The sequence below is a fragment of the Geminocystis herdmanii PCC 6308 genome, from assembly GCF_000332235.1.
Lineage (GTDB): Bacteria > Cyanobacteriota > Cyanobacteriia > Cyanobacteriales > Cyanobacteriaceae > Geminocystis > Geminocystis herdmanii.
The window spans coordinates 3,376,804-3,397,183 of the sequence record NZ_CM001775.1 but is presented as its reverse complement, the minus strand read 5'-3'; the positions used below and the strand labels follow the sequence as shown (position 1 = coordinate 3,397,183).

Here is a 20,380-nt window from a genome sequence, read left to right as displayed (position 1 = left end):
ATTAAATATTTATAAAGAAACCTATAAGTTAATGCCATAAAGCTCATAGGAAATTCTTATATAATAAATATCACAATACAATTTAGATTAGGATATTAGTTTTCTTGGGTAGGTAATTCTAGCTTGGCAAAAACTGGAGAAGGTTTGGGTAAATCTTGATTTAAGGGTAAAATACCCCAGTCAAAATGACCTCGATCGATCTCAATCTTTCCGCCTAAATCTCGATCGTTAAAATCAAAATTAAAGCCTAATTGATGATAAATTTTATTACTAATATTAGGAATAATTGGAGCTAAAACAAAAGCAGAAAATCGTACAGATTCTAATACGGTATAAAGGATTTTTTCCACTTCTTTTTGTTCACCTTTTTTGTATAAAGTCCAAGGCGCACTTTCATCAATAAATTTATTACAACTACGCACTAAATTTAAGGTAGATTCACACACTAAATTAAATTGATAAAGTTTATAACCTTGAAAAAGATTTGATTTTAAAGTCTCTCCCATTTGCTTCGGAATATTATTGTTACTAATATCATTCCCTGTTATGGAAGGTAAAATACCACCACAATATTTATTCAACATTCCTAAGCTACGATTAAGTAAATTCCCAAGGTCATTTGCTAAATCTGCATTGAGAATATTCACAAAACGGATTTCGTTGAAGTCACCGTCTTTACCAAATTCAATTTCTTTGAGAAAATAGTAACGTACGGCATCAGAACCGTATTGATCTAGTAAACCAATGGGGTCAAGGGTATTACCTAAACTCTTACCCATTTTTTGTCCATCTTTGGTTAAAAATCCATGACCAAATACTTGTTTTGGTAACGGAAGTTTAGCGGACATCAGCATTGCGGGCCAATAAACGGCATGAAAACGCAAAATATCTTTACCGATAAGGTGTAAATCAAAGGGATACCATTTTTTGAGGGCATTTTCCATCGAAGCCTCCTCATCTTCATCTAAAAGGGCGGTAATATAACCTAAAAGAGCATCAAACCAAACATAAATAGTATGATGAGGATCATTGGGAATAGGAAAACCCCAAGAAACGTTAATCCTAGAGATAGAAAAATCTTGCAATCCTTGTTTGACGAAGTTTAAAACCTCATTCCGTCTGGTTTCCGGCTGAATAAAATCTGGATGACATTGATAAAATTCTTCTAACTGTTGTTGATAGCGTGAAAGACGAAAGAAGTAGTTTTGTTCATCTCGCCATTCGGCTTTTAAATTGCTATGAATGGGGCAACAACCATCTTCTAACAGTTCTCTTTTTTCCTTAAATTCCTCACAGGCGACACAATACCAACCTTGTTGTTGATCCAAATATATATCATTTTCTTCCCACACCCTTTGAAAAAAATCTTTAACAATGGCTTCATGATTTTTTGCTGTGGTGCGACTAAATCGATCGTACTGAATATTAAGTTTTTCCCATAATTGAGCGAAACTCTCAGAAATTCGATCGCAGTGTAATTGAGGATCAACTCCCGATTCTTCGGCGGTACGTTGAATTTTTTGCCCATGTTCATCAGTACCCGTAACCAATAGCACATCATCACCGCAAAGCCTATGCCAACGAGCAATGACATCAGCAATCATGGTAGTGTAAGCACTACCGATATGAGGAAGACCGTTAACGTAATATAGAGGAGTAGTTAAAGAAAAGGTGTTTTTTGAAATAGAGTTATTAAAACTATTCATTTAAAAGTGAGATTGTAAATTTAGAACCTAAAATGTTATATTTAATTTTCTTATAATCTATTAATTGTAAACCTTTTCTTATCCTTTAGCTTTTTTTAACTTTTGTTAACCTAATTTTTCTGGCACTAATTTATTAAAATCTTTGATCTGATTAGATTTTACGCTGATTTTTACTGCTTCGATCGTTCGATCGAATTAACGAATACTGGGTAAATCTTGTATTGCAATATGCACACTTAAATATTTAAAATATAAATTAAAGTTTCCGTTGTCCAAGTAGCACGTCCACACCCGATAAAATCACAGTCTTTTGTCCAAATATCTATACCAAGTAACAAAGAAATAGCTACCGTTTCCCAATCATTTGGATCTCTTGGAATTAGGTTTTTAGCTTTGTTTTCTAAGTGCTGATAGTCATTTAACGACACAATATTAATAACTTTATCAATGATATTTCTTGCATCATAAAGTCTTTTTATTCCGTCAGGATAAGATATTTTATTTTGTTGAATCATTAAGTTTATTCTTTTATTTAATTCATAATTGGCTTCACTGAAAACCCTTTCAGAAATATATAAAGTTAATCGAGAATTTTTAATTAATTCTTGTCCTCTCTTTCTTAATAATTCTCCTATTAAAATATTGGCATCAACCACTAAAAACATAATTTAATAAGGAAAAGGATTACTAGGGTCTAAAATTTCGATTAACTCATCCACTGTTATATTTGCAGATTTTGCCATTTTCTCTAATGTCTCATTGAGTTGAGAAAATAACTTATCTAATTCTTCAGGGTCTTTCTTTTTTACGCCGATTTTTTTTCGATAATATTCAGCATCTTTAGCGATTTGTTCCAATTCTTGAGTTCTTGTCATAAAATCTCCTTTTTATGATTAACTATTTTCTATTATAGTTTAGACTTTATGATTCATAATTTAATGAACAAATATTTAGCAACTTCACCCTGCGACAATATTCCATTGATGCAATTCATATTCTACACAACCATTTTTCACAAGGGGATCATTAAGCACGATCGAATCTGCCTCATCCCGGGAATTTGCCTTAAAAATCAGCATTCCGCCCCCTAATTCAGCCCAATAACCAGTTTTTGCTTCGTGACCATCCGCAATTAATTGCTTAACATAAATAATATGCTCTCCTACATATCGATCGAAAGTAACTTTATCTTCAAATTCTACCAATAAATCGACATCACTATTAATTGTGGACTCATCTCTTGCAAATGAACCAAAAATTGCTATAGAATGAACACCATAACTTTTAATAGTGGATAAATTTTGTTTAATAAAACGAATTAAAGATTCTCTATTCATTTGTTTGTTAATTAGGGTTTACATAATCCTAATGGTAATAAATAGCCTTCTAAAATGACAAATTCGATCGAGTTTTCGAGGTTATCATAAATACCATAGCGAATAAATTTACCGCCGTGACGAGGATAAGCAATCGCACCAAAACAGATAATAAATCTATCTTCTTTATCTAAATCATAGATACCATCATCCACATAATAAGGGGTTGATTCTGCAAAAGATTGACATTTTTCACCATACATTATCGGGTAGTGTAAATGTCCAATAAAACAAATTTGATAATCAAATTCATCAAAAACATTCCACGCCTCAATATGACTTGTTATCGCCCACTGTTTCGCTTTTTCCCTAGGAGAAATATGGGTAAAACAAAGGTTATCAAATTTTATTTTTTCAGGAAGATTACTTAACCATTTTTTAACATCTTTATCTAAATCACAATCATTAAATTCATCATGATTTCCTCGTACACAAGGGATATTTTTAGCTCTAATTAATTCTATCACTTCTCGATCGAACTCTCCCCCTTCCACCAGATCACCTAAACAGATAATTTTATCGATATTTCCCCTTGAATCAATATCTTGTAAAACCGTTTCTAGCGCTTTTAAGTTACCATGAATATCAGATATTATTGCTATTTTCATTGTCAAATAATCTAATTTTTTCTGTAAATTTAGCCATTAACGAAAATTTTACCCTTATTTATAATAAAAAATATCAGTAGATTATATGAATATTAAAATCAAACTAGATGACAAGATTGATTTAACCTTAGTAAAAATTCCTTCAGGTACTTTTATTATGGGTAGTGATGAGGGTTATAATTGGGAAAAACCACCCAAAAAAAAGAAAATTGCTCATCATTTTTATATTAGTAAATATCCCATTACTCAAGCTCAATATCAATTAATTATGGGAGATAATCCTTCCCATTTTCAAGGAGATGATAATTTACCTGTTGATAGTATTTCTTGGGATTTAGCCATCAAATTTTGTCATAAATTATCTCGTAAAATAGGCAAAAAATTTAGACTACCCACAGAAGCAGAATGGGAATACTCCGCTAGGGCAAATACGACTACAGAATATTTTTTCGGTAATGATGAAGAAAAACTCGATCGATATGGATGGTATTGTGATAATAGTGAGGGAAAAACCCATCCAGTAGGGCAAAAAAAGCCTAATCCTTGGGGCTTATACGATATGTTAGGCAATGTGTGGGAATGGTGTCAGGATGACTGGGAAGCAGATTTTAGTCAATATCCCGCCGATGGTAACATTTTAATCAATCCCAACTCTAGTGAAAAGTCTTTGCGAGGTGCTTGTTTTTACTCTCATACTTATCACTGTCGTTGCTCATTTCGCAGTCATTATTACCCTTATGCCTGTTATTATAGTTTTGGATTAAGGGTAGTTTGTGCTAAATAAAAATTAGTAGAGGTTGAATATTATTCAACCCGTCATGGCTTTATCCGTGTTTAATTATGTCGATAAAATCTGCAAAAGAAATTGTTTCTTGAGGATAGATAGTATAGCCATTAATTCTCACACTAACATATTGAATATTTTGGGAAGGAGAGTCAAAAGCAATTTTGGCATTATCGATATTTTGAGTAATTTTTTCCCCATATTTTTTAGTGTTATTCTCATCACTATTTGGTAAAATAATCCCAAATTCATCTCCTCCATAACGAGCAATAAAACTCTCTATATCCCTAACAGAATTTTGAATAATATTAGCTATTTCCATTAAACATCGATCGCCCTGTTGATGACCATAAATGTTATTATAAGATCGAAAATGATTAATATTGCAAAAAATCAGAGAAAAAGAAGCCTTATTGTTAAGACAATTTTGCCATATTTGTTCTAAGTTCGATCGAAAATAACGGCTATTCCCTACTTTTGTTAATGAGTCTCGATGATTAATCAATGATTGATTATTAAATATTATTTCCTTAATAAAATACAAATTAAACTGCTGAAACCAATCAAAAGACTTACTGGCACATCCTTTAATAAATTCATCAACAATTTGAGTAATCTTATCTTGCTGTTGTTGTCTAATTAAGATATTAAATTTATCTGTCAAAGATACTTTATTTTCCTCTTTTTGCCAAAGATTATGACTATTATTAATAATAAAATGATCACAATTTTCTAACTTCAAGAAAATTTTTATATGCCCCAAAAGATTATCCGTAAAATTAGATTTACTAACCTCTGATTTAGTTATATTATCTTTATCACCAGCCATGACTAAAATAGGAGGAAATAAAGATGAATTAATAGCAGGTTTTAAAGCATAACAACCGTATAAAATAATTCCCAAAGGAAGTATCGTTAAATTAGATAAAGATTGTAAAATTGCCCGGCCTCCTGCGGAATGTCCAAAAACAATTAAATTATTAGCAAAATTCGTTTTCGTGAAAAAGTCAAAGTCAAAATTATTAATGTCTTGAAAAAAAAGATTAACAGAATTATCATCAGGACATAAATAACCTTCCCCTTGATAAAAATTGGGAATCATAACTCCATAACCTTTTTCTGTTAATAAATTTGCTAAATATTGATATTCTTTTTTATCAACATCCACACCTTGTAAAATAAGAATTGTTATCCCCGTAAAATTTTCTTGATTCGTGTTAGGAGGATAATAAAAATCTGTAGGAATATTCATATAATAAAAAGTTTGTAGTAATGGGTAAAGCCATTTTCTCTCTGATTCTTATGCTTCCCATTTTCTTACAAAAAATAATCATTTTGACACTCTAAAGAGTTTACTACAAACCTTGAGACATTAATTTTTTACCGTTTAATCATCAACAGGTAATTTTATGAACAAATATTTAGTAACTTCACCCTGCGACAATATTCCATTGATGCAATTCATATTCAACACAATTATTCTTCACCAAAGGATCATTAAGCACGATCGAATCTGCCTCATCCCGTGAATCTGCCTTAAAAATGAGCATTCCGCCCCCTAATTCAGCCCAATAACCTGTTTTTGCTTCGTGACCATCCGCAATTAATTGCTTAACATAAATAATATGATCTTCCACATATCGATCGAACACTTCTTTATTGACGATACCTTTTTCTATTTTGACAAACCAAACCATGATAAGTAATGGAGAATGGAGAATGGAGAATGGAGAATGAAAACTTAGAGGATTATTGAAGATAGTCGAGACTTTTAATTGTTAATTGTTAATTATTAATTGTTAATTGATTAATATGCGTCTTGAAGTTCGTAAAAATCAGGAGAAATATAATCCTTGCGTAAAGGAAAACCCACCCAATCTTCAGGCATCAATAAACGTTTTAAGTTCGGATGTCCTTCATAAATAATGCCATACATCTCATAACTTTCTCTTTCCTGCCAGTCGGCGGATTTCCAAATCCAGTAAACCGAAGGAACTTTGGGTTCATCCCGATTAAGATATACTTTGACTCTCACTTCTTCAGGATTAGTAACATTATCTCCCACTTTAATTAAATGGTAAAAACTGACTAATTCCTTTCCAGCACCTAAATCATAAGCACCTTGACACTGAAGATAGTTAAATCCATAGGCATATAAAGCCGTAGCAATGGGAAGTAAATACTCAGGCTCAACTTTAATTAATTCTATGGCTAAGTGATCTTTTTCGAGGACTTCATGATCAAAACCGTTTTCGGTTAACCATTGGGAAGTAACTCCTGCCTCCACAATAGAACTTTTAGCCGTAGTTTCGGGGGTATTATTAGTTTCTGTCATTAATTAAGCCTCCTGTTTAACCGTAGTAGCAGTATCTAAAACGGGTAATCCCATAGCGGCGGCTAATTCGGCAGGGGGATTTTTTCTCGTTTCACTGCGTAAATATTTACCATCTAAAATGGGAGCAACTACCTTCATATTATGGGTAGTTGAATAATATCGATGGGTTTGAGATTGAATTTTACCCCGTTCTTGAATAGACTCGTTAGCAACTTTTTTTCTTAACTTGATTACCGCATCGAAAATGGCTTCAGGGCGAGGAGGGCATCCCGGAATATACACATCCACAGGAATTAATTTATCTACCCCTCTCACTGCTGTAGTGGAGTCACTGCTAAACATTCCTCCAGTGATGGTACAAGCCCCCATAGCAATAACGTATTTAGGTTCGGGCATTTCTTCATATAAACGCACTAAAGCTGGTGCCATCTTCATGGTAACTGTTCCCGCTGTGATAATTAAATCAGCTTGACGGGGACTCGATCGAGGCACGAGACCAAATCGATCGAAATCAAAGCGAGAGCCAAGTAAAGCTGCAAATTCGATGAAACAACAAGCAGTACCATAAAGTAAAGGCCATAAACTAGAAAGCCTTGCCCAGTTGTGTAAATCATCAACGGTAGTGAGGATAATATTTTCTGATAAATCCTGAGTCACCTGATTTCGAGCAATGGGATTCAGAATTTTATCCGTAGTTTGTTGTTTGAGTGTAGCTAAATCGGGAGTCGAGTTTGTCATAAATTTTTTTTTACGAAAATAGCATTATTTACAATAATAACCTTAGTTCGATTGAACAACTGAGAAGACAGGGAAAAGTAAGAAGTAAGAAGTAATGAGTAACAATTTTCAATTCTCAATTCTCAATTCTCCATTCCTAAGACCATTCTAAAGCACCTTTACGCCAAGCATAAACTAGAGCGACGATTAAAATAGAAATGAAGATAAGTGCTTCCACAAAAGCCAATAAACCTAAAGTATTAAAAGCTACCGCCCAAGGATAAAGGAAAACGGTTTCCACATCGAAAACCACAAACACAAGGGCAAACATATAATAACGAATATTAAATTGAATCCATGCCCCTCCAATGGGTTCCATACCAGATTCATAGGTAGTAAGCCTTTCGGGACCTCCTGTTTTTGGACGTAATAATTTAGAAGCTGTTAAAGCCAAAACAGGAACGGAACTACTAACAATCAAAAAACCTAAAAAATATTCGTAACCAGTAAGAACAAACATATATAGTTAATAGTGAATGGTAAATAATGAATGGTAAGTAATCGATCGGTGTTATTACTTAATTCCTGATTTATTATAAGATCTTTATGCTAGAATCAAGCGCAGTTATTTTTTTTCCGAATATAATATAGACTTAAAACTGCTATATTGTTTTCTCGATCGAAACTTTATTGGTTAAAAACTGTGTCATCTACCACTATTAAACGGCAAACTCAAAATCCAAAACCTAGTAATCCTAACTTTTTTGTAGGAGTAGCTAAAACCGCAGGGGGAACTTTTCTCAGTTTAACCCTATTAACCACATCAGCTATTGCAGGGGGAATGGTTGGTTTAGCAATTAGTTTTCGTAACTTGCCTGATGTAAGAGTTTTAAATAATTATGTGCCTTCCCAAACCAGCTATGTTTACGACATCAAAGGAGTTCTTTTAAGTACCTTTCATGGCGAAGAACATCGCACAACAGTCCCCCTAGATCAAATATCACCTCAGTTAAAAAGAGCCGTCATGGCCATCGAAGACAGTAGTTTTTATGATCATAAAGGGGTAAATCCCAATAGTGTAGCAAGGGCAGTAGTAGTTAATGTTCAAAGTGGAGGAGTGGTAGAAGGGGCATCGACTTTAACAATGCAGTTAGTCAAAAATGTCTTTTTGTCTCATCAACGAAAATTCTCTCGGAAATTAGCAGAAGCAGTATTAGCGTTAAGAGTAGAGCAAGTATTCGAGAAAGACGAAATTTTAGAAATGTATCTCAATAACATCTATTGGGGTCATAATAATTATGGAGCAGAAACCGCCGCCCAAAGTTATTTTAATAAATCTGCTAAGGATTTAACCCTAGCAGAAGGGGCAATGATGGCGGGAATAATTCAAGCACCTGAAGTCTATAGCCCTTTTGCTAATTATGATATAACCAAGCAAAGACAAGCGATCGTGCTTAATCGTATGGCTGATTTAGGGTGGATTACCCAAGTCGAAGCCGACGAAGCAAAAAAAACCCCCTTACTCATTGGTAAACCAAGGGCATGGCAAACCAGTAAATTACCCTACGTCACCGATGCGGTAAAACAAGAAATTATTGAAAAATTTGGACAAGATACCATTACCAAAGGTGGAGTAAATGTACAAACTACGATCGACTATAAACTACAAACTCAAGCCGAACAAATCGTCAAAAATGCCCACCGCAACCTCCGTAATTCAGGAGTTAAAGCCGATCAAATGGCATTAGTTGCCATCGATCCTCGTACCCATTTTGTCAAAGCAGTGGTAGGAGGTATTGACTACGAAAAAAGCCAATTTAATCGAGTATTACAATCAAGAAGACAACCCGGCTCTGCATTTAAACCCTTCGTTTTTTATACCGCCTTTGCTAGTGGAAAATATACCCCCTATTCCAGTGTACCTAACTATACAAGAGGGTTTCGAGAAGGAAGCGGATATTATCGCCCTCAAAACTATGGCGGTAGTCATGGAGGAGGAGATGTAAGTATCAACCATGCTTTAGCCATATCTCTTAATATTCCTGCCGTAGTCTTAGGGCAAAGAGTAGGATTAGACAGAGTCATCGAAGTTTGTCGCACTTTAGGTATTGAAAGCCCATTACAGCCCGTTGTTTCTCTCCCTTTAGGTCCCATCGGTGTTACACCTATGGAAATGGCTAAGGCTTACGCAACCTTTGCCAATAACGGTTGGCAATCAGAAACTACCATGATTATGCAAGTCACCGATAGCAAGGGTAACATGATGTTAGATAATACCCCCAAGCCTAAATTAGTCTTGAATGAATGGGCAACCGCATCCTTAAACAGTAGTTTACAAAACGTAATTCAAAATGGAACGGCTACGAATGCGAATATTGGGCGCCCAGCCGCAGGTAAAACAGGTACAACATCAGGAGAAAGAGACGTGTGGTTTGTGGGGTATGTACCGCAACTTTCTACTGCCGTCTGGATTGGTAACGATGATTTTAACCGTAGTTTAGGAAGGGGAGTAACAGGGGGAGGATATGCCGCACCTATTTGGAGACAATTTATGACAATGGCATTGCAAAATGAACCTGTTAGATATTTTCCCTCATCTTCTCAATTTACCAAGCCTAAACCCTAATAATTAATGAGGAATGAGGAATTAGAAATTAGGAATTTATATTTGATGTACTTTTGAAAGAACTTTATTCATTCACAAGAAATACAATCTTCCTGTCTGCCTGTCTTCCAAGTCAGCCTTCATCTATTTTATAGTTCACTCAGGTGAATTTGGGTATTAATCCATAAATCATCTTTTATTGTTAAGAATTTTACCTAGCACCTAAAACCTAACACCTAAAACCTCTCCTCACCAAAAGACTTTTGCAGAAACCCCTAATTAATTAATAAACACCAGCGTTATAGCGCCCATCTCCTTCGTTGAAAACTTCAGCTAAAGGAGTAGCGGTAAAGTTGTCAAGGTTGGCTTGTAATCTCTCTTTTTGAGTCTCACTTAATCCGGGTATGTTTAAAACATCTTCTACTTGCTCATAAGGAGCATTTTGGATGATAAGACTAGCTAAATTAGGATAAAATCCTTTTAAACCACGAAAATCACGGATGTCACTGTTATTTACGTCAATTTTTTGACCAAATTCAGTACCTAATAAATCATCGGCAGCATTACGGCGAGTGTTTTCCATCGCTACTAAACGAGGACTACCTTGTAAAATAGTATCAAAATTTAATGCCTGAGCAGGTTGTGAAAAGACGATCGAAGATAAGAATATAGTTAAACTAAATACGGTAACAATACGTTGCCATAACTTCATGATTCGGAAACCTCCAAAAAATAAGATAACATGAATAATTTTTTTATATGTCAAACCAAGGGAATTAAGATCACTGCGTTGAGTTTCATTACTTGAACACTGTATTTTTTATCCACAAGGCTTATTGCTATTCGATTTTATCAGTCATTCTGACTTTTTCATGCACTGGTAAGGTAAAGATTTGTAAAGAGGTATTAGGTATTAGGTTAAAGAATTGACAAAAAAATATATCTTAATTGATTTGTTTATGTTCAATTTTTTGATAGAATTATATCATCTTCTGAAACCTGCAACCTACCTAAATCAGACATTCTTGTATCGAACTGAGGTAATATTAATCTGATAAAGAAATACTTTTGACTTAAATTAATTTTGTCGCAAAACATAATACTAACAAAATATCGTCTAACTCTAAATCTTCATAGTCCATTAAAATTTCTTCTGTCGTCATTCCCGCACTCAATAACTCTAAAATCATTTCTACAGGATAGCGTAAACCCCTTATACAAGGCTTTCCATGACAAATATGAGGATCGATCGTAATACGTTCTATCAGTTTCATTGTGAGCAATAAATATTGTTATGGTACATCTTCTCTATTTTAGTTCGATCGAAGATCAAAAAAGCCCCTGTTACGGGGCTTCGGATGGAAGATATTATCCTTTCAGTTTAGAGAGCGTTACCACGAGGTAATACTTCTTCAGGAAATTCAAATTTCTCATGAGGTTGATCTTGAGGCGCCATCCATGCGCGTAAACCTTCATTTAATAAAATATTTTTAGTATAGAAAGTTTCAAACTCAGGATCTTCAGCCGCTCTCAATTCTTGAGAAACGAAATCATAAGCACGGAGGTTAAATGCTAAACCGACAATTCCGATCGAACTCATCCATAAACCAGTAACGGGTACAAACAACATAAAGAAGTGTAACCAACGTTTGTTAGAGAAGGCGATACCGAAAATTTGAGACCAAAAACGGTTAGCTGTTACCATGGAGTAGGTTTCTTCAGCTTGGGTAGGTTCAAAAGCGCGGAAGGTGTTAGCTTGTTCACCATCTTGGAATAAGGTGTTTTCTACCGTTGCACCGTGAATAGCACAGAGTAAAGCACCCCCTAAAATCCCCGCAACACCCATCATGTGGAAGGGGTTGAGAGTCCAGTTATGGAAACCTTGTAAAAATAGGATAAAACGGAAGATTCCTGCTACACCAAAGGAAGGAGCAAAGAACCAGCTAGATTGTCCTAAAGGATACATTAAGAAAACACTTACAAATACAGCGATCGGACCAGAGAATGCGATCGCATTATAAGGGCGAATCCCTACAAGGCGAGAAATCTCAAATTGACGTAACATGAAGCCAATTAAAGCAAAAGCTCCGTGTAATGCTACGAAAGGCCATAAACCACCGATTTGAAACCAACGAGTTAAACTACCTTGAGCTTCAGGACCCCACAAAAATAGTAAGGAATGTCCAAAAACATCCGCAGGAGAAGAAACCGCAACGGTTAAGAAGTTAGCACCTTCTAAGTAGGAACTAGCTAAACCGTGAGTGTACCAAGAAGTAACAAAAGTTGTACCAGTCAACCAACCGCCTAAAGCCAAGTAGGCACAAGGGAATAAAAGGATACCAGACCAACCAACGAAGACAAAACGGTCTCTTTTGAGCCAGTCATCTAGGGCATCAAACCAGCCTCTTTCTGGCGCGCGGCCAACTGCAATGGTCATAAAACGAACTCCGAATGAATATGATTACTAAAAACGCTATTCAAGTATTTTTTAATAGTCTTGATAGTTTTGACTATTCTGAGAAAAATTTACTTTTCTTAACGTTAACTTATAGTAACATTTTATGGGAAAATTGCAATGTTTGACAAGTAAATTGTTAAAAAAACCTTAAAAATCTTAAAATTGTTTAATATACAATAGTAATTAAAGCAATCCTACCTAGAAACTAAAATAATTATGTTTACGATCGATTTATTAGTTAGATACATTCCTCTGCCTATTTCCGTAGAAAAAAAAGAGGAAGCGGAAGCAAAAGCTCTTTATCAAAGTATTTTAGATACCATCAAAGGCGATGATGTCCAAATTATTGAATTAACCTGTGATAAACAACCCGATAAAAAAATAGCTGTGTTGAGTAATCAAGTGACGGGAGTAATTATTTCTCAGAGAGATGGTACAGCACCTGGTGCAAGAGCCCCCGGATTTTTTGGTGCCCTTGCCGATAAATAGGGGTTGAGGAAAAAATCTTCTGATGAAGACGAGACAGGGAGACAGGTGGACAGGTGGACAGGGAGACAGGAAGACAGGTGGACAGGTGGACAGGTGGACAAGAAGAAGGGGATATTTTCTTAATTCTTAATTCTTAATTGATTTTATCGACTTCGTTGCCACCATGTGACGATCGAAACTGTGAAACCCAAGGCAGGTATAATGATAATGGCTAACCAAGTGATGAGACTAGCTTGAAAACCACTCAAGTTAATTCTGCGATTAGTGGCTTCTTTGGGGCTAATGGATAGAGTTCGATCGTCCTGATTACCTAACCATGCCACAGTGTTAACAAATAAATCGCCGTTGAGTTGTTGTTGAAACCAACCATCGGTGGCAAAATTGCCGTTACCGATAACTACCATTCTCGTTTCTGATGGTTTATCTTGTTTAACTACATCTAAAGTTGTCTCTTGGGGTGTCTTGATAGTGGGAGGAGATGGTAAATCAGATTCTTGATCCTCTTTTTTTGGCTCTAAGGATGGTAAATCATTATTTAATTCTAATTTATCATTTTCTTTGTTTAAAGTATCTTCTTGAGGTTGTGAAGCATCCCTAAGAGGATTTTTTTTAGCTAAAGCAACTCCAATATTTAAAGGACCGGGCAAGTCAACAGTAGTATCTAATTCGACAGTTTCTCCTTCGGGGTTGTTTTCTCCCCAAGATTGGCTATTAGTAATCAGTAAAGGAGTGGTTATGATGTTTTCCCTCGAATCGGTTATGATAGCTCTAGCCCAAGGAAAAAGGGTAATACCGTTATTAAAGTCTTGGGTAATAGGATGATTACCATATTCTACTACGATCGTGACAGAAGGACCTAAGCCAAATACTTCTCCTGCACCTGAAGCATCGACTACTAATCTATCATCAAATTTTACCCCCCATTGTTGCAAAATTGGATCAAGGTTAACGTTAGTTTGAGCATTATACATTACCAATAAATTACCACCATCTTCCAGATATTTTTCAATAACTTTGATCTCTCCTTGTAATAATTCTTTTTCGGGGTTATTAATTATCAACACATCAGCATCAGGGGGAATTAAGGGAGAAGTGGCAAGGGTGAGGGGATAAACAATATAGCCTTTATCGGTTAAAGTGGTGACGGCTTGGGAGATACTATTTTGTCCTGCTTCGATCGATGGTTCACCGTGTCCTTGTAAAATGTAGATAATGGGTTGGCTTGTTTGTTGAATTTTAGCAATGGCGTTAGTTAATTTGACTTCAGAAAGACGACTTTGAGGGGATACGGTTTGTACTAATTGTTTTCTGTCTCCTGATTCTAAATAAACATCTCCTAAACGGGTGACGTTGAATTTTTGGGCTAAGTTAATGCTAACTTGAGGATCGACAAATTGATATTGAAATAAGTTATTTTTTCTAGCATAATCTTTTAGTAGTTTTCGATCGAAATCATTGGAAGGAGAATCAAAAACATACACTGTCATGGGTTGATTTAAATTCTTAACTAACTGTTGCGACTGAGGAGAAAGGGTATAAAGTTGATTTTCCGTTAAGTCAAATTTAAGAGAATATCGTAACCCTAAAAAGTTCACTAAACCCAGAATGAATAATAAGGTAACGGTAGAAATTATAGCGTTGACGGTAACTTCCGTCGATCGTTTACCCCAAAAACCTCTATTGGTATAGAGAAATATAACTCCCCCTGCGATAAAAACAGCTATTCCGCCCCCCACCATAGCGATAACGAGGTTAGCTAAATTAGTATTAATTTGTTGTAAAACTACCCCAACGGATATTAAAAAGATGCCAAGAATAAAGCAGAAAAGAATATATTTTTTCATGGGTAACTGAATCAATGACCAAAACCTAATATACAGCGAAATTATCCTAACACGGAAAGAATTTTCAAGTTTGTAGTAATGGCTTTAGCCGTTGTCTCCCCTCGCCTGTGGGAGAGGGGTTGGGGGTGAGGGCGAAAAATTTTGCTACCGACTTTGAAACCAAAGTTGGGGGGAGAAGGGCTTAACCGAGCAGTATTGAAGTTAATCTTGAAAAACTTAATAAAACTTAAACAAAAATTCATGCCAGAAAGCCAAACAAGTAGTAATCTGTTATTTAATGGTCATTTTCAAAAGAATATTAAATTAACCTATGGCAATCCAACGTGGTTCAAAAGTGAGAATTTTACGCAAAGAATCCTACTGGTACAAAGATGTAGGAACTGTTGCTAGTGTTGATAAAAGCGGTATCATTTACCCTGTAATTGTCCGTTTTGACAAAGTTAACTATAGCGGTTTTAGTGGTAGCCCCAGTGGCATTAATACTAACAATTTTGCCGAAAATGAACTAGAAGAAGTTTCCGCACCTGCGAAAAAATAAGCTAGTTTGAATCCATTGCATAGGGCTTAATTTATGCCTGAATTACCTGAAGTAGAAACAGTGTGTCGGGGGCTAAATAAAGCAACCTCCGAACTCACTATTATTGGTGCAGAGGTGTTATTATCTCGCAGTTTGGCTTATCCTGATGTTGAGATTACATTCACGGAAGGAATTAAGTCACGAAAAATTATTACATGGCATAGACGGGGTAAATATTTATTAGCTCAATTGTCTCAAGGTTGGCTTGGGGTACATTTACGCATGACGGGACAATTGTTGTGGTTAAATAGAGATACGCCTTTACAAAAACATACTCGTATTCGTCTATTTTTTCCTGATCATCAAGAGTTGCGTTTTGTGGATACGAGAACTTTTGGGAAGATGTGGTTTATCCCTGATGACGAAGCCCCCGAAGCCATTATTACAGGTTTACAAAAGTTAGGTTATGAGCCTTTTTCGGCTGATTTTTCAGAGGATTATTTACGATCGAAATTAAGTAAAAGTCGTCGCCCCATTAAAACGGTTTTACTTGATCAAAGTCTTGTAGCAGGGATAGGAAATATTTATGCAGATGAGTCTCTTTTTAAGTCTAATATTCATCCTCAGACCTTGGCTTGTGATTTAACGTTTTCACAAATTTCAGCGTTAAGAACGGCAATTATTGAGGTTTTAGAAAGTTCGATCGAGGCTGGAGGTACAAGTTTCAGCGATTTTTTGCAAATTACAGGGGTAAATGGTAATTATGGCGGTATGGCTTGGGTTTATGGAAGAAAAGGTGAACCCTGTCGATCGTGCGGTACTTTAATTGACAAAATGAAGCTGTCTGGTCGATCGAGCCATTTTTGTCCTCAATGCCAAATGAGTGATAATAAGGAAATATTGGTTAAATAAAGCTCGATCGCGCAGCGCCGCCCTCGATCGAACCTTTTGTAGTAAGCCCTTTAGGGCTTATGGGAATGTGTTATTACCTGAGTGAACTATAAAATTTTAGGTGGTGTAAAGGTTGCGGAAAGGGTGTCAGGTATTAGGTTAAAGAATTTATAAAAAATATATCTAAATTGATTTGATGATGTTCAATTCGGGAAATTAAATATTTAATGTTCGGAAAAAAAACCGCCAAACCTGCTACCTGATGCCTAAAACCTGCCCTTCTCCGATATTCTTACATCGAACTGAGGTGTTATTATACTAATTATTTACGATCGAGAGGAGAAATATAATAATGACTGCTTATACTATTAACTTCGATGTAATTTGTACCATTGATGATGAAAAATTTTATCAACTTTGTCGTCATAATCCTGAACTAAAATTGGAACAAAATCAAAAAGGAGAATTAATTATTATGCCACCAACAGGAGGAGAAACAGGTAAAAAAAATTCTGAATTAAATGCCGATTTTGTGATTTGGAATCGTCAAAAAAAACTAGGATATATCTTTGATTCTTCTACCTGTTTTAAACTACCAAAAGGGGGAAATCGATCGCCTGATGTCGCTTATATTCAAAAAGAAAGATGGGATAATTTAACAGAAGAAGAAAGGATAAAATTTTCACCGATTGCTCCTGATTTTGTTTTAGAATTAATGTCAAAAACAGACTCATTAAAAGATATAGCAGTCAGTTATGAGTTGTGAAAATTATCTTATCATCAAAGGCAAGAGGCAAAAGGCAAAAGGCAAGATTAGTCGTATCTTCGATATTTTTTCTAATAATTTATTTCTCACAAATGATTCCTGATTGCTATACTCAAGAGAAAATGGCAGAATATATGGACAATGGAGTTAAATTAGGATGGTTAATTAATCCTCATAAAAAACAAGTAGAAATTTATCGTCAAGGACAAGAAAAAGAGGTTTTAAATAATCCAAAAACTATATCAGGAGGACATATTTTGCCTGATTTTGTTTTAGATTTAAGTATTATTTGGTAAACTAATTTTGACTTTAGTAGAGTTCGAGCGCGCGGCACCGCCCTCGAGCGAACTCTTTGTAGTAAGCTCTTTAGGGGGAATAAAATAATAACTATTGACAATTTATTTTTCTTGAATTTCATCCTCAATTAAAGTAATAATTTGAATAATATTTCTCAATTCACTAGGTTTTACTGTCAATTCATTGCCGATATGAACATGATGAGGAAAGTTAGATAAATTAGGAAAATGCTCTACATTATCCCAACGTTTTCTTAACTGTTGCTTATTTTTATCCATCCACTGATAACGATAAGTTAGAGGAATACATTGTTCGTTTTCTACTTTGAAAAATTCAGCTATTTCTAAAAAATCTCCGTTTTTAAAAGTTATTTTAGCTCGAAAATATCCTTGATCTGCGATCGCTCTCTCTTTGACTATTTCTACATTATCAATCAGTTTACTTGTTGTTAATCTGAGTTTAATGTCATTAATATAATCTCATGTGATCATATCTTAAAGTTGAGATTTCAGTAAATTTAAACGCTCTTGTAATGAGTGCCACATTTGATAAAAAGCACTCCATTCAACAAAGTCGATTTCATCTCCTAATTTACCTTTTTTAAATTGTTGGTAAAATTGTTCAGATGATAATTTATATTGTTGTTCAAAAGTTCGTAAATCAATCTCTATTTCCTGAATTTCTTGCTCAATACTTTTAATTTCTTCGAGAAAAACATTTCTTAGAGATATAGCAAATATATCGCTATAAGCGCCTTGTTTAGAGATAGTTTCTAACACTTGTAATTGATTGATTATTTTTTCTTGAGTTATCATGTTATTTTAATCGTTAATATTAGTTTATTGATAAAAGAACCATAGAATCATATCTTTCAAGTTGATAATTTTATTATCTATTTAGTATAGTTTCAATATCACGATTTCCCTGAATAACTCTGACAATAATGAGTAAGTTATCAGTGTAGAAATAAAAAATAAAAAATTTGTTAAAATCTTTAACTCGATATTGACGTAATCCTTTTAATTTTGGATGGGCAAATTGACAAGATTTACCAAGATTTGGCATTTGTGCAAGTAAAGCAATGATTTCTCTGGAGGAGTCAAAAAACTTCAGAGCGATATTTTTATTTTCTCTTACCAAATACTGAAATAAATCATCTAAATATTGACTTACTTTAGGAGATATTCTAATTGATAAACTCATAAAATTTCGCCATTATTTTGGTTAATTAATTTCTGTCTTTTTTCTTCCAACCATTGATCATTTACTTCAATAAATTCTGGATTTTCTAATCCTTCTAAAAGTAGTTCTTCTAAATGTTTTTCCGTTTGTTTTTCTCTATCTTTTTGAATTAAATAATTTACATATTCACTGATGTTATTATAGCCTTTTCTGTCAATTTGTTCATTGATAAAATCTTGCAAATCTTCGGCAACGGAAATACTTAATTGATTCATATTTTTATCCCTAGTTAGTCAATAATTTATTTTATTGTGACATATCTTTTGGATTGAGATAGAAGTTCGATCGCGCAGCGCCGCCCTCGATCGAACTTCCTACTCCCCATCAAGAGCGATATTTGATTATAATGCTACCTAGTGTAGATAATATCGAAAAAATATGACTGTTTATAATGAAATATTAAATCAAATTCAAACTCTCAGTATTACTGACCAAAATCGACTCTTTCAAGAGTTAAAAAAACGTTTTGATAATTTAGATGATGATTTTACAAGTGAAGATTTAGACGAATCTGAGTCTGAATGGCAAAATTATCTTAAAGGTAGTGATCAAGGTAAATCTCTCCAGAGTCTTGAATTAGAATTATTTGGAGGAGAAATTGAATAACTGGAATTTAATTATTCTTAAAAAAGCAGAAAAATATTTGCAAAAATTATCTCTCGATGAACAAAAACGAATTATTCAAAATTTAAAATTGTTGATGCGAGATAAAAGTTTAGTTGATATTAAACCATTAAAGGGTCGTTTGGAATGGCGTTTAAGAGTAGGAGATTTTCGCATTTTATATCGAGAAGATAAAGAAAATCAAACTTATGTTGTTACAAAAATTGTGCGATTCGTTTAGGTCAAAGTTGAGTCTCATAGAGACACCTAGAAGCCAATTCTAGCCCAACGTAAACCTAGCAAGGTATATCAAAAAACCTCAAGAGAAATTAAGACCCATCACAGGGCATCCTCGAAGGGCAAACTCAGAACCTAGATAACTTAATAACTGTTAAAAACAAAAGAATGGTAACATTCAGGCAACACTATAAATAAGACGGAAATCAAGAGAAATGTAACAAAACTTTACAAAACTCAGTGCGGATTACCGAACCTGCGAAGTAGTGATAACCGAACAAGTATTTAAGTACTGATGTACCTTGACAACTTGTACTTCCGTGATGGTGCAAAACCATCCGCCCAGATGTTGGGTTGACAGCATATCCCTCAGTCACTTGAAATTGGTAATCTCATAGGCTGAAGCAGGGAAAGTAAGGTGTTCATACTACTAGCCTACCAAGTGGTACACATCACGCATTGTTGACTAAGATTACGCAAGGAACTCTCGTTTGAACCATCGATAGGACAAACTAGCTAAAAAGGCTGACAAGCTAGACCAAAAAGGTAACTCCTAACATACCAGTAGTCTGATTTTACTAATCTGGAAACATCTATACAGGACGGTGGATAGAGAGAATCTAAGGTCAACGAATACGGAAGACAGGAACGAAGTAACCTCCGAACGGCTCTCAGAGAGGTCGAAACTCTGAGTAGTAACCAGCGTAAGCCCCAAAGAGGAGAGATTGTGTAAGAAGCCAATGGCCTTTATGTAATGTAAAAGATATGCTGACGTACACACTGAGAAATGTAATGTATAGTTTTAGTAGTAATTAAGAAGTTATGAACGTAAAGTATAAATGGAACGCTTGGAATCAAATCGATTGGAAAATCGTAGAGGTTGCAGTGTTTAAGTTACAAAAGAG

Annotated in this window: 26 protein-coding genes and 2 pseudogenes; 9 read left to right on the top strand and 19 right to left on the bottom strand. The window is 34.8% G+C overall.

Features of this window, described 5'->3' with window-relative positions; translation table 11 throughout:
• Positions 1–95: 95 nt before the first annotated feature.
• The 5 genes from metG to SYN6308_RS17020 form a co-directional block, all read right to left on the bottom strand.
• Positions 96–1,706: a methionine--tRNA ligase gene (metG, locus tag SYN6308_RS17040; protein WP_017295657.1), complete on the bottom strand. Its 1,611-nt coding sequence runs from the start codon at positions 1,704–1,706 to the stop codon at positions 96–98.
• A gap of 236 nt (positions 1,707–1,942) precedes the next feature.
• On the bottom strand, positions 1,943–2,371 hold the full coding sequence (locus SYN6308_RS17035; protein WP_017295656.1) for a PIN domain-containing protein: 429 nt from the start codon (positions 2,369–2,371) through the stop codon (positions 1,943–1,945).
• 3 nt (positions 2,372–2,374) lie between these two features.
• Positions 2,375–2,581 (bottom strand): hypothetical protein, encoded by a 207-nt coding sequence (locus SYN6308_RS17030; protein WP_017295655.1) that lies wholly within the window; start codon positions 2,579–2,581, stop codon positions 2,375–2,377.
• An 84-nt stretch (positions 2,582–2,665) separates the two neighbouring features.
• A complete protein-coding gene (locus SYN6308_RS17025) occupies positions 2,666–3,043 on the bottom strand; it encodes a nucleotidyltransferase domain-containing protein (RefSeq protein WP_017295654.1) in 378 nt (125 codons plus the stop codon).
• A gap of 11 nt (positions 3,044–3,054) precedes the next feature.
• Positions 3,055–3,690: a metallophosphoesterase family protein gene (locus tag SYN6308_RS17020; protein WP_017295653.1), complete on the bottom strand. Its 636-nt coding sequence runs from the start codon at positions 3,688–3,690 to the stop codon at positions 3,055–3,057.
• Positions 3,691–3,775: 85 nt separating this feature from the next.
• On the opposite strand from SYN6308_RS17020, the gene SYN6308_RS17015 reads away from it, so the two are divergent.
• Positions 3,776–4,474 (top strand): formylglycine-generating enzyme family protein, encoded by a 699-nt coding sequence (locus SYN6308_RS17015; RefSeq protein WP_017295652.1) that lies wholly within the window; start codon positions 3,776–3,778, stop codon positions 4,472–4,474.
• A gap of 40 nt (positions 4,475–4,514) precedes the next feature.
• Here the strand turns inward: SYN6308_RS17015 and SYN6308_RS23540 are convergent, their stop codons facing one another.
• The 5 genes from SYN6308_RS23540 to ndhC all read right to left on the bottom strand — a co-directional run bounded on the left by SYN6308_RS23540 (position 4,515) and on the right by ndhC (position 8,046).
• Positions 4,515–5,726: a diguanylate cyclase domain-containing protein gene (locus tag SYN6308_RS23540; protein ID WP_017295651.1), complete on the bottom strand. Its 1,212-nt coding sequence runs from the start codon at positions 5,724–5,726 to the stop codon at positions 4,515–4,517.
• A 178-nt stretch (positions 5,727–5,904) separates the two neighbouring features.
• Positions 5,905–6,171, bottom strand: a complete 267-nt coding sequence (locus SYN6308_RS17005; protein ID WP_017295650.1) for a YciI family protein — start codon at positions 6,169–6,171, stop codon at positions 5,905–5,907.
• Between the two features lie 110 nt (positions 6,172–6,281).
• Positions 6,282–6,809 carry an NAD(P)H-quinone oxidoreductase subunit J gene (locus SYN6308_RS17000; RefSeq protein ID WP_017295649.1) on the bottom strand — a complete coding sequence of 176 codons (528 nt, stop codon included), beginning with the start codon at positions 6,807–6,809 and terminating at the stop codon, positions 6,282–6,284.
• Positions 6,810–6,812: 3 nt separating this feature from the next.
• Positions 6,813–7,547 carry a photosynthetic/respiratory NAD(P)H-quinone oxidoreductase subunit K gene (gene ndhK / locus SYN6308_RS16995; protein WP_017295648.1) on the bottom strand — a complete coding sequence of 245 codons (735 nt, stop codon included), beginning with the start codon at positions 7,545–7,547 and terminating at the stop codon, positions 6,813–6,815.
• 136 nt (positions 7,548–7,683) lie between these two features.
• Positions 7,684–8,046 (bottom strand): photosynthetic/respiratory NAD(P)H-quinone oxidoreductase subunit C, encoded by a 363-nt coding sequence (ndhC, locus tag SYN6308_RS16990; RefSeq protein ID WP_017295647.1) that lies wholly within the window; start codon positions 8,044–8,046, stop codon positions 7,684–7,686.
• A 183-nt stretch (positions 8,047–8,229) separates the two neighbouring features.
• Here ndhC and SYN6308_RS16985 point away from each other — a divergent pair, with 183 nt between their 5' ends.
• Entirely contained in the window at positions 8,230–10,152 is a 1,923-nt protein-coding gene (locus SYN6308_RS16985; protein ID WP_017295646.1) for a transglycosylase domain-containing protein, read from the top strand.
• 262 nt (positions 10,153–10,414) lie between these two features.
• Here SYN6308_RS16985 and psbU read toward each other — a convergent pair whose 3' ends face one another.
• The 3 genes from psbU to psbD all read right to left on the bottom strand — a co-directional run bounded on the left by psbU (position 10,415) and on the right by psbD (position 12,568).
• Positions 10,415–10,843 carry a photosystem II complex extrinsic protein PsbU gene (psbU, locus tag SYN6308_RS16980; protein ID WP_017295645.1) on the bottom strand — a complete coding sequence of 143 codons (429 nt, stop codon included), beginning with the start codon at positions 10,841–10,843 and terminating at the stop codon, positions 10,415–10,417.
• 361 nt (positions 10,844–11,204) lie between these two features.
• Complete coding sequence (locus SYN6308_RS16975; RefSeq protein ID WP_017295644.1) at positions 11,205–11,405, bottom strand: DUF433 domain-containing protein; 201 nt, start codon at positions 11,403–11,405, stop codon at positions 11,205–11,207.
• A 107-nt stretch (positions 11,406–11,512) separates the two neighbouring features.
• Entirely contained in the window at positions 11,513–12,568 is a 1,056-nt protein-coding gene (gene psbD, locus SYN6308_RS16970; protein ID WP_017293493.1) for a photosystem II D2 protein (photosystem q(a) protein), read from the bottom strand.
• 237 nt (positions 12,569–12,805) lie between these two features.
• Here psbD and SYN6308_RS16965 point away from each other — a divergent pair, with 237 nt between their 5' ends.
• Positions 12,806–13,078, top strand: coding sequence for a hypothetical protein (locus tag SYN6308_RS16965; RefSeq protein ID WP_017295643.1), 273 nt, complete (start codon positions 12,806–12,808; stop codon positions 13,076–13,078).
• 143 nt (positions 13,079–13,221) lie between these two features.
• Here SYN6308_RS16965 and SYN6308_RS16960 read toward each other — a convergent pair whose 3' ends face one another.
• Entirely contained in the window at positions 13,222–14,922 is a 1,701-nt protein-coding gene (locus SYN6308_RS16960) for a GldG family protein (protein ID WP_017295642.1), read from the bottom strand.
• Positions 14,923–14,963: 41 nt separating this feature from the next.
• On the bottom strand, positions 14,964–15,164 hold the full coding sequence (locus SYN6308_RS16955; RefSeq protein WP_017295641.1) for a hypothetical protein: 201 nt from the start codon (positions 15,162–15,164) through the stop codon (positions 14,964–14,966).
• Between the two features lie 68 nt (positions 15,165–15,232).
• Here SYN6308_RS16955 and SYN6308_RS16950 point away from each other — a divergent pair, with 68 nt between their 5' ends.
• The 4 genes and pseudogenes from SYN6308_RS16950 to SYN6308_RS25845 form a co-directional block, all read left to right on the top strand.
• Complete coding sequence (locus SYN6308_RS16950) at positions 15,233–15,460, top strand: photosystem I reaction center subunit IV (protein ID WP_017295640.1); 228 nt, start codon at positions 15,233–15,235, stop codon at positions 15,458–15,460.
• A gap of 33 nt (positions 15,461–15,493) precedes the next feature.
• Positions 15,494–16,351 carry a DNA-formamidopyrimidine glycosylase gene (locus SYN6308_RS16945; RefSeq protein ID WP_017295639.1) on the top strand — a complete coding sequence of 286 codons (858 nt, stop codon included), beginning with the start codon at positions 15,494–15,496 and terminating at the stop codon, positions 16,349–16,351.
• Positions 16,352–16,682: 331 nt separating this feature from the next.
• A pseudogene (locus SYN6308_RS25850) lies at positions 16,683–17,093 on the top strand (Uma2 family endonuclease); the annotation flags it as partial.
• A 116-nt stretch (positions 17,094–17,209) separates the two neighbouring features.
• Positions 17,210–17,392, top strand: a pseudogene (locus SYN6308_RS25845) (Uma2 family endonuclease); the annotation flags it as partial.
• A 102-nt stretch (positions 17,393–17,494) separates the two neighbouring features.
• On the opposite strand, the gene SYN6308_RS25625 reads toward SYN6308_RS25845, so the two are convergent.
• The 4 genes from SYN6308_RS25625 to SYN6308_RS16920 all read right to left on the bottom strand — a co-directional run bounded on the left by SYN6308_RS25625 (position 17,495) and on the right by SYN6308_RS16920 (position 18,850).
• Positions 17,495–17,764, bottom strand: coding sequence for a toxin-antitoxin system TumE family protein (locus SYN6308_RS25625; RefSeq protein WP_272943065.1), 270 nt, complete (start codon positions 17,762–17,764; stop codon positions 17,495–17,497).
• 123 nt (positions 17,765–17,887) lie between these two features.
• Positions 17,888–18,208 carry a hypothetical protein gene (locus SYN6308_RS16930; RefSeq protein WP_017295637.1) on the bottom strand — a complete coding sequence of 107 codons (321 nt, stop codon included), beginning with the start codon at positions 18,206–18,208 and terminating at the stop codon, positions 17,888–17,890.
• Between the two features lie 73 nt (positions 18,209–18,281).
• The gene (locus tag SYN6308_RS16925; RefSeq protein WP_017295636.1) at positions 18,282–18,596 is read right to left on the bottom strand and encodes a type II toxin-antitoxin system RelE/ParE family toxin; all 315 of its coding nucleotides are present in this window, start codon (positions 18,594–18,596) and stop codon (positions 18,282–18,284) included.
• A complete protein-coding gene (locus SYN6308_RS16920; RefSeq protein ID WP_017295635.1) occupies positions 18,593–18,850 on the bottom strand; it encodes a ribbon-helix-helix domain-containing protein in 258 nt (85 codons plus the stop codon). Before SYN6308_RS16920 ends, SYN6308_RS16925 begins: the two co-directional genes overlap by 4 nt.
• Positions 18,851–19,013: 163 nt before the next feature.
• Between SYN6308_RS16920 and SYN6308_RS16915 the strand changes: the two genes are divergently transcribed.
• Together SYN6308_RS16915 and SYN6308_RS16910 are read left to right on the top strand one after the other, a co-directional pair.
• Entirely contained in the window at positions 19,014–19,241 is a 228-nt protein-coding gene (locus SYN6308_RS16915) for a hypothetical protein (RefSeq protein ID WP_017295634.1), read from the top strand.
• Positions 19,234–19,479, top strand: a complete 246-nt coding sequence (locus SYN6308_RS16910; protein WP_040466885.1) for a type II toxin-antitoxin system RelE family toxin — start codon at positions 19,234–19,236, stop codon at positions 19,477–19,479. Before SYN6308_RS16915 ends, SYN6308_RS16910 begins: the two co-directional genes overlap by 8 nt.
• Positions 19,480–20,380: the final 901 nt, after the last annotated feature.